Here is a 12,654-nt window from a genome sequence, read left to right as displayed (position 1 = left end):
TCTTCTTCTTAAAGCCCATGACCGGGATCGAACCGGTGGCCTCGTCCTTACCAAGGACGTGCTCTGCCGACTGAGCTACATGGGCATAAAAAAGCGGGAAACGGGATTTGAACCCGCGACCCTCAGCTTGGAAGGCTGACGCTCTACCGCTGAGCTATTCCCGCACATATGGAGGGGGAAGGATTCGAACCTTCGAAGGCAGACGCCAACAGGTTTACAGCCTGTCCCCTTTGGCCACTCGGGTACCCCTCCATTGTTAATATTATATCTTTTTATTTTCAAGCAATTCAAGCCACCGAAGGGATTTGAACCCCCGACCCGCTGATTACAAATCAGCTGCTCTACCCGCTGAGCTACGGTGGCATCTATAACTTATAATATAAGAACTTTTAAGCTGGATTGTCAACTTTTCAAGAAACCTGTATAATAATTTTAACAAAATAATACAATGGAGGTAAAGCATGAATACAAAAGTAAAGGAAGTAATGAACACTAAACTGGAAACAATAAAAGCCGAAGCATCGGTTTATGATGCTATTGAAAAACTGGTTGATAAAAGAATGAGGTCTTTGATAGTTCTGCCAAGGGATGAAAAGGATGTATATGGAGTAATAACTGTTAGAGACATTGTTTTTAAAGTAATTGCAAAAAACCTTGATCCCCATAAAATCAGAGTAGAAGAAATTGCTTCAAAACCTGTTATAAGCATTGATAAGGAAACAGATCTGGAGCATCTTATCAAGCTTATGGAAAAATTCAACATCGCGAGAGTTTTTGTTCACGAAGGCAAAGAAATCGTAGGAGTTGTATCCCTTCTGGATGTAATGGGTGCTTCCTTAATAGAAAGGGCAAGGAGAGTTTAGATGTTTGATAAAATTATTTCTGGTGGAAAATTAGAAAAAAAAGTAATAGAAGACATAAAAACACACATCAAAACCTTATGTTTAGCAACTGAATGTTTTAAAAATGCCTTAACAAGCTCAGATATTGAATCTACATTCTGTGTGGCAGACCTTGAAAGAGAGGCAGATTCAATCAGAAGAGAGATAATCTCCACAATTCATGAAGGAGCTTTTTTGCCATTCATAAGACCAAACATATGCAGATTTATAGAAATGGTAGACGAAGCCTTTGATATTCTTGAGGATGCTGCATTTGAATTTAGATATCTTAACATGGAAGTTTACAGAATAATTGAACCTGAATGTGTAAAAATTGCTTCCATAAATACCAATATATGTGAGCTCCTTTCAATTGCCTTTGATAGTCTGATCACTAAAGGAGACCTTAAAGAAAAAAATCTTGCTATAAGAGTATATGAAAAGCAGGTTGATGATCTTAAGTTTGATATAACGGAAAAATTAAGAAAAATTGAGATAAAAAACTTTTGGGAAGGGAAAATAATAACTGATTTTGTTGAGTATTTAACCAGAATAAGTGACTTAATTGAAGATGCAAGTGACTATTTATACATAATTGAGATAAGCCTGAGATAATTTATGACAGAAATTGCAGTTGTAGCGAGTCTTCTTATTGCATTTGGAATAGGTTCAAATGATGCCTCTAATGCTCTTGGTATCTGCATAGGTGCAGGAATAATAAGATTAAAAAGAGCAATATTTCTCTTCGGACTTCTTGTTTTTCTCGGCATTCTTCTTCAGGGACAAAAGGTCATGAAAACAGTGGGAAAAAACATTGTTGATGTTAATTCATCAATTATCATAGTTGCATTAACTATTTCTGCAATTTTGATTATTGTTTCAAACTGGCGCAGGCTTCCTCTTTCAACTCATCAGGTAATAATAGGCAGTCTCACAGGTGCTGCAGTTGCATCAGACAGCACTGTTAACTTTGCATCTATCATAAAAATTATAGTATCCTGGCTCATTTCACCTTTTGTAGCCATGGCTTTTTCATTTTTTTTATATAAACTCCTTGAAAAAACTCTATCAAAATTTCCTTTCTTCCAGATTGAAAAACTTTTAAGAACTTTTCTTCTCTTAAGTGCTTCTTTAATTGCCTATAACACAGGAGCAAATGAACTTGCAACTGTTCTTGGACCTGTGATGCATTCAGGAATTGAGATTAATAAAATACTGCTTTTCTTTCTTGCTTCAATCATGGTTTTTTCTGGTGCTACTCTGCTTAGCCACAGGGTTATTGAAACCGTAGGGAAAGGAATTACCACCTTAGACCCTTACTCTGGATTTGCTGCCCAATTTGGTGCAGGTGCATCTGTTTTATTCTTTACTTTTCTGGGTATGCCTATATCAACCACTTACTGCATAATAGGTGGAATAAGTGGAGTGGGAATGTCCAAAGGTATTGCTACAGTTAAACTCAGCCTTTTAAAGAAAATTGCTATTAATTTTGTAATCACGCCATCTGCTGCTTTTATAATAAGTTATCTTGCTTTAAAACTCTTTTATTCCTAAATATTCCTTAATTTTTGATATAACCTCAGGTATTGCTGCCTCAACAGAAGGACTCAACTGCCTGCTTAAGGTTTCCACATCCTCTACTTCTACGCCAATGATTTTTATTTCCTCTGGCATTTCATCGGAGAAGAGAGAATAACCAATTCTTAATATCTCAAAGATTGAGAGATTATGTGTCCCACTTGCATATATGTTTCCCCAGTAATCAGTATTAAATTCTAAGATGCTTCCTGGTTCAGCTCCTGATTTAACTCCATCAACGATCACAGCTCTGTCATAACCAAGTATGGAATCAATAATTTGAAAACTTATGTTTAAAAGAGAAACTGTATCTACCAATCCATCAAGTTTTTCCGCGATCTTAAGCCCTACTGCATCATCTTTAAAATTTGGATTACCAATTCCCACAACTATAGCTTTCATGTTTTATCCGTGGTGTTATACTTGAAAGCGGAGGCTGATGCCTCCGCCTGGACTGATAAATTAAGCGATTTCAAAATTTCTGAGGCTTTTTACAACTTCACCGTGGTGATCAATGATGTCAATTCTTACAGGAATTCTTCCAGGAAGAGTATGAGTTGAACAGGCAAAGCAAAGGTCATAGGGACGATAGGCAATCTCAACAAGATTAAGAATTCCATCATCAACTTTGCCATTCTTTATAAAGTTCTGGGCAGCCCTCTTAACTGCAATGTTCATTGGACCTTTATTATGAGTTGTTGCAACTATAAGATTAGCATCAGTAACTATACCCTTTTCATCGGTCTTATAATGATGAATCAATGTTCCTCTTGCTGCTTCAACAATTCCCACACCTTCACCAACAGGACTGCCAAGCTCCTGACGAACATTTGGATCTGTAATAGATTCATCTGAGGCAATCTGTTTCACTTTCTCAGCAGCGTGCATTAATTCAATTGCTCTTGTCCAGTGATAGGCAAGTGTGTTATGAACAGGCTTACCACCAAAGGCAGCAACCATTTTTTCATATGCTTCCTGTGCCAGAGGTGTATCAAATCCACTTCCAACATTAAACCTTGCAAGTGGTCCTACGCTGTAAATGCTTGTTCCATCTCCATCTACGAGACCCTTCCAACCTATTTTCTTTAGATATGGAGCTTTCTGATAACTCCATGGAAGGGTCTTTTCTGCAATGTAGTCCAGATATTGAATGCCTTTAAATCTTCCTATTTCATTTCCTTTTGTATCAACAATCTTTTGAGTTCCATCATAATAGGTAACCTTATCGTTTTCATCAACTGTTCCAACGTAATTGGTCACCACCTTATAAACATCACCTGTGACCAAAGCCATGTATTCTTTGTTCTGAAGTACAACTTTATCAAATACATCAAGAGTCAACTTTCCAAGCTCAATACAATCATCAGCACACTTAAGAATCTCCTGCCTTTCTTCTTCTGTTATTCTCTTTGCCCATCCTCCTGGTAATGCAGCAACTGGATGGCTTGTTCTTCCACCAGTGATCTCAAAAATTCTTACTGCTGAAAATCTTTTCTTTAAAACAAGCTTACCCACATCTGCACCCACTTTCAAAATAAGTCCTATAAGATTTCTCTCAGCAGGTGAAGCTGTTGGACCGCATACAAAATCTGGAAAACCAAGAGCATAGAGAATTCCTGTGTGGTCTTCTACATAATGGGCATTATAAAAAAGTTCTCTTATCTTTTTTGCTGTAGGAGTTGGTTCAACTCCATAAACTGCATCTGCAGCCTTCACTGAGGCTGTAAAATGCACGCCCCTTCAAACTCCGCAGATAGTGCTTACAGTTCTGGGAACTTCCTCAATGGGCATACCTATGAGGAACTTTTCGTATCCCATAAATTCAACAACTTGCATAAAAGCATTCTCTACATTTCCCTGTTCATCAAGGAATATGGTTATTTTGCCATGGCCTTCAAGCCTTGTCATAGGATTAATTTCAATTTTCTTCATTCCCTTTCCCCCCTTCTGGGTTATTTTTCTTATTATATCTTTCAGACTCATTTTTTCATCTCTTTATTCTTTTGCCAAGAAAAGAACTTGGCAGTGTGTATCTATAAAATAAATGAACCGGATCTGGAATCTTATCCACAAGCTCTTCATTGTCAAGCATGCTTGCAATAGCACTTATTGCTCTGAGACCAAAGTCTTTGACTCCAGGGATTGGTCCTCCGCAGCCTCTACATGGAATATTTGCAGAAGGACATTTTGCACCACAATCTCCCTGCGTTACAGGACCAAGACATAGATATCCTTCTTCAAGAAGGCATCCGTCTTCACTTGGTGCTCCATCAATTGTTCTTTTTACCTCAGTGGCAAGCTTCTTTGGTTTGCCTTTTAATACAGGATTTCTATCGCATACCTCGCATACAGCCTTGCCCATTGTAATCCATGAACCTGGAGGTGGAAGCTGTCCAGAGAGTAAAGCTGTAAATGCCTTTGCTATATGTTCATGATAGGGAGGGCATCCACCTATGTAATAATCCACCTTTACAACCTGATCAAGAGCCCTTGCATCCATCAAAGTTGGCAGCGTTAACTCATATTTTCCATCCACCACAACAGTTGTTTGAGGAAGTATCTTTTCTGGATTATCTGTGCTGAATGTATTGATGTATGCTTTTTCAAGTAACTGCTCAGTTGTATGTAAATTCACAAGTCCTTTTATTCCACCACATGATGCACATATTCCAAAAGCGATAAGAACTTTACATTTCTGTCTTAATACCTTTGCAATATGCTCATGCTCTGAATTCCTTACATTACCACTAAAAAGCCCTACATCAATTGAACCATCTGGCATTGCTTCAAGATCTTTATACTTTACATCTGCCACTGTTGGTGCCCAGAATACTATATCTAATTGTAAAGCAACATCTACCAATGCTTCAGATAAATCTACAACTGCAATATCACAGCCACCACAACCTCCGGCAAGATAATATGCAAGTTTAGGTTTACTCATTGTGCCCCTCCTTTCAATGGATTTGGTCCAAGTTCCCTAATTTTAGCATCAAACTCTGTCATGGCTTCAGAAAATCTCTTGCCTTCACTTCCTGAGATCCATTCAAGCTGAATTCTTTCAGGCTCAATTCCGAGATCTGTGGCAACTCTCTTAAAGAGTTTGAATCTTCTGATTGCTTTGTAGTTACCCTCTTTATAATGGCAGTCACCAAAGTGGCATCCACCAATAAATACACCATCTGCACCTCTTCTGAGGGCTTCTGCAATAAATTCGGGTTCAACTCTTCCACTACAGGGCACTCTTACAATATGCACTGTAGGAGGATAACTGTAACGGAGACTTCCTGCCAGATCTGCCCCCTGATATGTACACCACTGGCAGGCAATAACAATTAGCCTTGGCTCCCATGCCATCTTAATTCCCTCCTTTTATCTTAGTTATTACTCCATTCAAAGGGATTGATGCCTGTGCTGTTGCTTTTTCAACATCTGCACCCATTGCTATAGCAGCAACCTGAACAATATGAAGAGCTGGAATCTTGTAATCAAGCTTTTTCTGCTCTACTAAAAGAGCCTGTCCTGCATCAAACTGAAGTAAACATGAGCTGCAGCCCGTTACTGTAACATCAGGATTTAACTCCTCTTTTATTACATCAAGTTTCTTTTTAAACAATGCAAGAGATTTTTCAGAAGCAGCAGATCTCAGTGCGCCCATTCCACAGCAGTCAGTTATTGTGCTGTAATGTGGTGCCACACCGCCCATAGCTTCGCAAATCTCTCTCAGTCTTGTTGGATAAAATGTGTTATCCTCATTTGTTGGATAAGCTCTGCTGGGCCAGAGATTGTGACATCCAGTCTGAACAGCGCATTTTAATCCATTGAGATTGTATTTTATTTTTGATTTGAGATTGTCAAGTCCGATTTCTTCATATAAAAAGTTAATAAAATTCCATACCTTTACTGTTCCTTTGTATTCTTTCCCGACTTTACCAAGAATTTTATTAACCTGCTCCTTAATCTCAGGATGCTTTTCCATGTGATATCTTGCTTCATTTAGTGAACCATAACAGGAACCACACCCTGTAATTATATCAACACCTTTTTCCTCAGCAATGCTTAAATTCCATGCTGATGCAGCTGCCCATCCTACAAGATCAACTGATGGCATTGTTCCAAAGGCAGGACAGCATGCAGCTCCTTCAAGCTCTACAATTTCAACTCCGAGTTCATTCAACATATACCTTGCTGAATACTCCACATCTGGTCTATTAAAGGGTATGTTACATCCAAGGAAAAATCCTATCTTTTTCATTTCTCTCCTCCTTAGTCAAGCGGGAATGGTGCTATTTCTTCCAGGATAGTTTGTTTTAAAACTTCCTGGTATTTTTTCCTTAACTCGTCATAACTCAATGCGGTTGGTGGTTTTTCTGGCAATCCTGCTTTCTTTCTTCTTTCTTCAAAACCCTTAGGAAATACTGCATGACCGAATTTGTATAAATTTCTCAAACCTTCATAGGTGTTTGCAGGACAGGATTCAACCTTAATTGCTGCTCTTCTTAATGCTTGAATAACTTCATAAGGTTTTATATCCATTGGGCATATTTCAACACAACGGTTACAGGACTGACACCCCCACACTGAAGAGTCTTCAAGAAGCACATCCCTTAAACCTAAGTTTGCAGCATGAACAATTCTTTTAATAAAAAACTCTAAGCCCGCTAATGCCATTGGACATGTAGCTCCACATTTTCCACACTGTATGCATTCTCTAAGTTCATCAGCCCCTAATCCTTCCAACTCCTTTACAAAACTCTCATCTCCCTGTGTAAGATCAATTACATTTACGCCACCCTCTTCCATTTTTTCCCTCCTTTTATTTTTTATGCTTCTGCTAATGCATCAATCTGTGCCAGAATCTGCTCTGTTGTGAATCCATGGAATGTAATTGCCCTTGATGGACATGCACTGGCACAGACTCCACATCCTGCACATAAGGCAGGCTCTATGTATGCCTTTTCTTTACCTTTATACTCCTCAAGTCTTATTGCTCCATAAGGACAAAGAGGTACGCAGACACCGCAGGAACTGCACTTTTCTCTATCAACTTCAGAAATAATTGCCTCAAATTTAATCTTGCCTGGAATAACAAGAGCAGCAGCTGCAGAAGATGCTGCACGTGCCTGAGCAATGGACTCAGGAATATCCTTTGGACCTTGAACACATCCAGCAAGAAATACTCCTTTTGAAGCTGTCTCAACAGGATAAAGCTTGGTATGAACTTCCCTTAAAAATCCTTCCCTTCCGCAGGTTGCTGCAAAAAGTCTTCCAAGCTCATCTGTTCCTGCTGGAGGTTCAATGGCTGTTGCAAGCACAACCATGTCTGCCTCAAGCTCAACAGGGGAGCAAAGGTCAACATCAAAACCTCTTACTCTCAGTTTTCCATTTGGCTTCACATCAACTGCTGAAACTCTTCCTCCCCTTATTACCTTTACGCCAAGTTCTCTTGTATAAACATAGAATTCTTCAAAGTCCTTACCAGCTGTTCTAACGTCTATAAAGAAGAGATAAAGCTTTATATCAGGATACTTTTCCTTAAGAATTCTTGCATGTTTTAGCATATACATGCAGCATACTTTTGAACAGTAAGAATGATATCTCTCATCACGGCTTCCAACACATGAGATAAAAGCAATTGTCTTCGGCTTTGTTCCATCGGAAGGTCTTTTGAGCTCTCCTTCTGTTGGACCTGTTGCTGAAAGAATTCTTTCAAACTCCATTGCTGTAACCACATCTGGACTATGAGGTGAGTATTCTTTGAAGTGAGTTTTTTCCATTACCTTGTATCCTGTGGCAATAATCACTGCTCCAACTTTGAGATTTATATACTCGTCTTTATCATCAAACTTAATTGCACCTGCTGGACATCCCTGTATTCCTTTAGGTGGTATTCCTTTTTCGCAGATCTGACAGGCAGGCTTTCCTGTTTTATCCATTGATTTGAAGTACAGGCAGTTTGCTCTATCAATAACTGCTTTTTTAGGCACTGCCTGTGGAAATTCAATATATGCTGCTCTTCTCTGGTTCATACCAAAGTTATACTCATTAGGAACCCTTGATGGACATATCTGTGTACAAACACCACAACCTGTGCATTTATCCCAGTCTATATATCTTGCCTTTTTCTTTACTGTAATATCAAAATTACCAACATAACCCTTTACAGAATCTACCTCTGCATAGGTAATAAGCTCAATATTTGGATGCTGAGCTACTTCAACCATCTTTGGAGTAAGAATACAGGCTGAGCAGTCCATTGTAGGGAAGGTTTTATCAAGCTTTATCATCTGCCCACCAATGGATGGCTGTCTTTCAACAAGATAAACCTTAAGCCCCATGTTTGCAAGATCAATAGCTGCAAACATTCCTGCAACTCCACCACCAATAACCATAACAGATTTCTCCATGTCTCCATAGCGATCCTCAAGAGGCTCAGCCAGTCTAACCTTAGCAACAGCACTGCGAATCAGTCTTTTTGCTTTTTCTGTAGCACCAGTTTTATCATGCCAGTGTGCCCAACTATCCTGATCTCTTATGTTTGCCATTTCAAGAAAGTATCTATTAAGCCCAGCTGACTCCACTGCATCTCTAAAGATTGGTTCATGCGTTCTTGGCGTACAGGCAGCTACCACCACTCTATCAACCAATCCATCTTTAATGTCCTTTTTAATAATATCTTGTCCTGGATCAGAACACATGAATAAATAGTTTCTTACGACTGCTACATCTGGAAGGGTCTCTGCATATTTCATAACTTCTTCAATCTTCACTGCACCTGCAATATTTTCTCCACAATGGCACACATAAACCCCTATTTTTGCCATCTTAAGCCCTCCTTATAATTATAGATTTTTAATGTGGTTTACCCTTTTTACCATTTTTTGAAAAATTTGTCAAGAGGTATTTTAAAATATTTACATGTTGTTGATTTTTTTTGATTTTTTATGGTATTGTTGTTTATAGCCGGTGTGGTGGAACGGCAGACGCGGCGGACTCAAAATCCGCTGGGAGCAATCCCGTGTGGGTTCAAATCCCACCACCGGCATTCTTAAATCTTGAACTTTAAATCATATATAGGGTATAGGGCGGTGAATGGCTTAATCGCTGAAGGCATTACCGGAGGAGATTCCTCGCCTTCAGCTCGGAATGACAAGGAAAGAGCTCGGAATGACATAGAAAGAGCTTGGAATGACAAGGAAAGAGGCTCGGAATAACAGCCTACATATATTATCATTGCGCTGGTGACAATGCTTTTTTATTGTCATTCCGAGGGTGGCACTCCACCCGAGGAATCTCTGATTTGTTCCGATGCTGAAAAAAGGTGGAGATTCCTCGTCGCTATCGCTCCTCGGAATGACAAGGAAGAAATGAAAAAGCGGAAGTGATTCCTCATCTGCTACGCAGGTTCGGAATGACATGGAAACGGCTTGAAATAACAAGAAAAAAGGCTCAGAATGAGATAGAAAAAAGCTTGGAATGACAAAAAAGTTCAGAATCAGAGGAAAGATGTGCGAAATCACAAGAGGAGTTTATTGAAAATTAAAGAGGTTTGCAAGTTCTTGATTTTCAAGAAATCACAAATTTTTGACCTCTCTTATATGTTTATAGGTGGAAGAAATATTCTTGCGGAATTTCATCATAGAAAGGTAAAATCACACTTACCCCCCCCCCAACAAGAAGTAGGTATTTCCAATATCTGCAAAACTTTTTTAAATAAGCCTTTTTTATTCAATGAAATCACTGCAATTTAAATTAACAGAAGAATCTTTATTTTCTATCTTTGAAAACATTGAACACAACATGTCTATTATGGATAAAGAGCTAAATGTCTTGTGGTGTAACAAAGTCTATGCTGAAAGATTAGGCATGACTCCTGAGGATGTTAAAGGTAAAAAATGTTATAGTCTGTGGCATAAAAGAAGCACTCCCTGTGAAGGCTGTCCATGTGTGAAAGCCTTGAAAACTGGCAGTACTGAAACCGCTGAAAGAATATCAGATGAAGGAAGGCACTATATTTTAACGGGAATTCCTCTCAAGGAGAACGGAGAAATAAAGGCTGTCTTTGAAATAGGGAGAGAAGTAACGGAGAAGAAAATAATTGATGAAAAATTTAAGGAAGCTATAAAACTTGAAGGAATTTATGAGGTTCTGGATAATCTCACACATCAGTTTAATAATATATTTAATGGTATCTATGGATTTGCCCAGTTACTGAAAGACAGAGTTACGGAGAAAAATTATTCTCTATACATTGAAAAATTAATTGAATCTGTTGAAAAAGGTGCTAAATTGATTCAAGCTTTGCTTGCCCTGAGAAAAACCCCTTCTTTGGCAAAAGTTTTTGATCTGAATTCTCTTGTTATTTCCACTAAAGAGGTGCTCAAAAATATAGCAGGTGAAAAAATAAATCTGGAGATTTCTTTATCTAAGGAAAGCCCTTTAATTAAAGGAGACCCTCAACAGCTGAGAGAAGTTCTGGTTGAGCTTGTTCAAAATGCAAGAAACGCTATGCCTGAGCATGGAGTTATTTCAATCTCTACTGAAAAAATCAGAACTGACTTAAAAGAAAATATCGTTCTTACAGTTTCTGATACAGGACATGGTATGGATAAAGAAACACTGGAAAAATGCTTTGAACCTCTGTTTACTCAAGATCCAAGAAAATTTGGGCTGGGACTGTCAATTGTAAAAAATATAGTTCAAAAACATAATGGCTTTATTGAAGTAAAAAGCTCTCCCCATGCCGGGACAACAGTAAAAATATTTTTCCCTTCTGCTACTTTACAACAAGAACAGGACACTTAGAATATTCAACAACTTTGGCAGATACGCTTCCAATAAGAAATTTTTTTGTTCCGTGTTTTCCATGAGAGCCTGTAACAATCAGGTCAACCTTCATTTTATGAGCTGTCTCAAGTATTTTTTCAGCTGGGTCTCCTTCTCTTACAAGAAATTTAATCTCAATTGGTTTTCCTGAAAGAGACTTTCTTATCCTTTCCATATTCTCTTCAGTTTCCCTTTTAAGCACTTCTGTAATTCTCTGTCTGTCAGCATCAGAAAGCTCTGTAAGATAAAGCTCTGGAACTACTGCAAGCACAGTGAGGGATGAATTCATGCTTAAAGCGATCTCCAGTGCCTTTCTTAATGCTTTGTCTGATGCCTTTGAACCATCATGAGCTACTAAAATTCTCTGCATCTTTTCCTCCTTTATATCTTAATCTCCTGTAGTAGGCTTCTGTTTTTCTTGAACCAGTCAACGGTAATCTGAATTCCCTCTTCTATTGAAATCTTTGGAGACCATCCTATGTATTTTTTTGCCTCAGAAATGTCTGCCCATGTTGCATAAATATCCGCTGGATGTCTTGGCTGCCATTGAATTTTTGCTTTTTTTTGAAGAAGTTCCTCAATTAAATTTATTACATAGATGAGTTCAACAGGTCTGTCATTACCAAGATTCAAAATTTTATATCCATCAAGATTAAGGCAGCGCACTGTTGCCTCTGCAATGTCTTCAACAAAGGTAAAATCTCTTTTCTGTTTTCCATCTCCATATACAGTTATTGGTTCTCCTGAGTCTATTTTCTTGATAAATCTAAAAATACTCATATCAGGTCTTCCAAAAGGTCCATACACTGTAAAATATCTTGGAATTATCGTATTTATATCATAAAGATAGTGATAGCTGTAGCAGAAAAGTTCTGCAGCCTTCTTTGAAGCAGGATAAGGAGCAAGAGGTTTATCTGTAGCATCAGAAACCTTGAATGGCATCCTTTCTGTGTCACCATAAACGCTTGATGTGGAAGCAAGAACAAATGTTTTAATTTCGTGCTCCTTAATGCATTCAAGAAGATTAATTGTCCCTTTAACATTTGTGTCAAGATATCCCCAGGGATTTTCAACAGATGCTCTGACTCCAGCTCTTGCTGCAAGATTAATAACCGCATCTATTTTATGAGTTTTAAAAATGTTTTTCAGTATCTCAAAATTCTCAATGTCTGCCTTGTAAAAAATAAAATTCTGAAATTTTCTTAAGTCCTGAAGCCTTAATTCTTTAATTTTTGGGTCATAGTAGTCATTAACATTGTCAATGCCTATAACTGTAAAACCTTGGTTTAAAAGTAATCTGCACGTTGCCCATCCAATAAAACCAGCGCTTCCTGTTACAAAAATTTTTTGCATAGTTTTTTATTTTAAC

The 12,654-nt window shown here is 38.2% G+C and carries 13 protein-coding genes and 5 tRNA genes; 5 read left to right on the top strand and 13 right to left on the bottom strand.

The window, feature by feature from the left end; all coding sequences use genetic code 11:
* Positions 1-12: 12 nt before the first annotated feature.
* From V4D30_RS10155 to V4D30_RS10140, 4 genes are all read right to left on the bottom strand, one after another.
* A tRNA-Thr gene (locus V4D30_RS10155) sits at positions 13-85 on the bottom strand.
* Between the two features lie 7 nt (positions 86-92).
* Positions 93-164: transfer RNA gene (locus tag V4D30_RS10150), tRNA-Gly, on the bottom strand.
* A 5-nt stretch (positions 165-169) separates the two neighbouring features.
* A tRNA-Tyr gene (locus tag V4D30_RS10145) sits at positions 170-252 on the bottom strand.
* A 38-nt stretch (positions 253-290) separates the two neighbouring features.
* Positions 291-363, bottom strand: a tRNA-Thr gene (locus tag V4D30_RS10140).
* Between the two features lie 98 nt (positions 364-461).
* Between V4D30_RS10140 and V4D30_RS10135 the strand changes: the two genes are divergently transcribed.
* The 3 genes from V4D30_RS10135 to V4D30_RS10125 are packed head-to-tail and all read left to right on the top strand — an operon-like array spanning position 462 to position 2,435.
* Entirely contained in the window at positions 462-863 is a 402-nt protein-coding gene (locus tag V4D30_RS10135; protein ID WP_353684205.1) for a CBS domain-containing protein, read from the top strand.
* Entirely contained in the window at positions 864-1,496 is a 633-nt protein-coding gene (locus tag V4D30_RS10130) for a TIGR00153 family protein (RefSeq protein ID WP_353684204.1), read from the top strand.
* A 3-nt stretch (positions 1,497-1,499) separates the two neighbouring features.
* A complete protein-coding gene (locus V4D30_RS10125) occupies positions 1,500-2,435 on the top strand; it encodes an inorganic phosphate transporter (protein ID WP_353684203.1) in 936 nt (311 codons plus the stop codon).
* Here V4D30_RS10125 and V4D30_RS10120 read toward each other — a convergent pair.
* From V4D30_RS10120 to V4D30_RS10090, 7 genes are read right to left on the bottom strand one after another with little or no spacing between them, the layout of a single operon-like run.
* A complete protein-coding gene (locus V4D30_RS10120) occupies positions 2,415-2,861 on the bottom strand; it encodes a hydrogenase maturation protease (protein ID WP_353684202.1) in 447 nt (148 codons plus the stop codon). The genes V4D30_RS10125 and V4D30_RS10120 overlap by 21 nt on opposite strands.
* A gap of 60 nt (positions 2,862-2,921) precedes the next feature.
* Complete coding sequence (locus V4D30_RS10115; protein ID WP_353684201.1) at positions 2,922-4,391, bottom strand: Ni/Fe hydrogenase subunit alpha; 1,470 nt, start codon at positions 4,389-4,391, stop codon at positions 2,922-2,924.
* 55 nt (positions 4,392-4,446) lie between these two features.
* Positions 4,447-5,403, bottom strand: a complete 957-nt coding sequence (locus tag V4D30_RS10110; RefSeq protein ID WP_353684200.1) for a F420-nonreducing hydrogenase — start codon at positions 5,401-5,403, stop codon at positions 4,447-4,449.
* Positions 5,400-5,822 (bottom strand): hydrogenase iron-sulfur subunit, encoded by a 423-nt coding sequence (locus tag V4D30_RS10105; RefSeq protein WP_353685174.1) that lies wholly within the window; start codon positions 5,820-5,822, stop codon positions 5,400-5,402. The genes V4D30_RS10110 and V4D30_RS10105 overlap by 4 nt, the downstream gene beginning before the upstream one ends.
* Positions 5,818-6,714 carry a CoB--CoM heterodisulfide reductase iron-sulfur subunit B family protein gene (locus V4D30_RS10100; protein WP_353684199.1) on the bottom strand — a complete coding sequence of 299 codons (897 nt, stop codon included), beginning with the start codon at positions 6,712-6,714 and terminating at the stop codon, positions 5,818-5,820. Before V4D30_RS10100 ends, V4D30_RS10105 begins: the two co-directional genes overlap by 5 nt.
* A gap of 11 nt (positions 6,715-6,725) precedes the next feature.
* On the bottom strand, positions 6,726-7,262 hold the full coding sequence (locus tag V4D30_RS10095) for a 4Fe-4S dicluster domain-containing protein (protein ID WP_353684198.1): 537 nt from the start codon (positions 7,260-7,262) through the stop codon (positions 6,726-6,728).
* A gap of 20 nt (positions 7,263-7,282) precedes the next feature.
* Positions 7,283-9,283: a CoB--CoM heterodisulfide reductase iron-sulfur subunit A family protein gene (locus V4D30_RS10090; RefSeq protein ID WP_353684197.1), complete on the bottom strand. Its 2,001-nt coding sequence runs from the start codon at positions 9,281-9,283 to the stop codon at positions 7,283-7,285.
* A 138-nt stretch (positions 9,284-9,421) separates the two neighbouring features.
* On the opposite strand from V4D30_RS10090, the gene V4D30_RS10085 reads away from it, so the two are divergent.
* A tRNA-Leu gene (locus V4D30_RS10085) sits at positions 9,422-9,504 on the top strand.
* 686 nt (positions 9,505-10,190) lie between these two features.
* Positions 10,191-11,264, top strand: coding sequence for an ATP-binding protein (locus V4D30_RS10080; protein ID WP_353684196.1), 1,074 nt, complete (start codon positions 10,191-10,193; stop codon positions 11,262-11,264).
* On the opposite strand, the gene V4D30_RS10075 is transcribed toward V4D30_RS10080, so the two are convergent.
* Both V4D30_RS10075 and V4D30_RS10070 read right to left on the bottom strand, forming a co-directional pair.
* A complete protein-coding gene (locus tag V4D30_RS10075; RefSeq protein ID WP_353684195.1) occupies positions 11,236-11,655 on the bottom strand; it encodes a universal stress protein in 420 nt (139 codons plus the stop codon). The two genes, V4D30_RS10080 and V4D30_RS10075, sit on opposite strands and share 29 nt — an antisense overlap.
* A gap of 11 nt (positions 11,656-11,666) precedes the next feature.
* Positions 11,667-12,638 carry an SDR family NAD(P)-dependent oxidoreductase gene (locus V4D30_RS10070; protein ID WP_353684194.1) on the bottom strand — a complete coding sequence of 324 codons (972 nt, stop codon included), beginning with the start codon at positions 12,636-12,638 and terminating at the stop codon, positions 11,667-11,669.
* Positions 12,639-12,654 lie beyond the last annotated feature (16 nt).

The organism is Thermodesulfovibrio sp. 3907-1M, from assembly GCF_040450955.1.
GTDB lineage: Bacteria > Nitrospirota > Thermodesulfovibrionia > Thermodesulfovibrionales > Thermodesulfovibrionaceae > Thermodesulfovibrio > Thermodesulfovibrio autotrophicus.
This window is presented reverse-complemented; position numbering and strand designations above follow the sequence as displayed.

Excerpts from the sequence above, each read along its gene's own strand:
- V4D30_RS10120 (WP_353684202.1), bottom strand. The coding sequence starts at position 2,861 with ATGAAAGCTATAGTTGTGGGAATTGGTAATCCAAATTTTAAAGATGAT.
- V4D30_RS10125 (WP_353684203.1), top strand. The coding sequence starts at position 1,500 with ATGACAGAAATTGCAGTTGTAGCGAGTCTTCTTATTGCATTTGGAATA.
- V4D30_RS10135 (WP_353684205.1), top strand. The coding sequence starts at position 462 with ATGAATACAAAAGTAAAGGAAGTAATGAACACTAAACTGGAAACAATA.
- V4D30_RS10110 (WP_353684200.1), bottom strand. The coding sequence starts at position 5,403 with ATGAGTAAACCTAAACTTGCATATTATCTTGCCGGAGGTTGTGGTGGC.
- V4D30_RS10100 (WP_353684199.1), bottom strand. The coding sequence starts at position 6,714 with ATGAAAAAGATAGGATTTTTCCTTGGATGTAACATACCCTTTAATAGA.
- V4D30_RS10070 (WP_353684194.1), bottom strand. The coding sequence starts at position 12,638 with ATGCAAAAAATTTTTGTAACAGGAAGCGCTGGTTTTATTGGATGGGCA.
- V4D30_RS10095 (WP_353684198.1), bottom strand. The coding sequence starts at position 7,262 with ATGGAAGAGGGTGGCGTAAATGTAATTGATCTTACACAGGGAGATGAG.
- V4D30_RS10075 (WP_353684195.1), bottom strand. The coding sequence starts at position 11,655 with ATGCAGAGAATTTTAGTAGCTCATGATGGTTCAAAGGCATCAGACAAA.
- V4D30_RS10090 (WP_353684197.1), bottom strand. The coding sequence starts at position 9,283 with ATGGCAAAAATAGGGGTTTATGTGTGCCATTGTGGAGAAAATATTGCA.
- V4D30_RS10080 (WP_353684196.1), top strand. The coding sequence starts at position 10,191 with ATGAAATCACTGCAATTTAAATTAACAGAAGAATCTTTATTTTCTATC.
- V4D30_RS10130 (WP_353684204.1), top strand. The coding sequence starts at position 864 with ATGTTTGATAAAATTATTTCTGGTGGAAAATTAGAAAAAAAAGTAATA.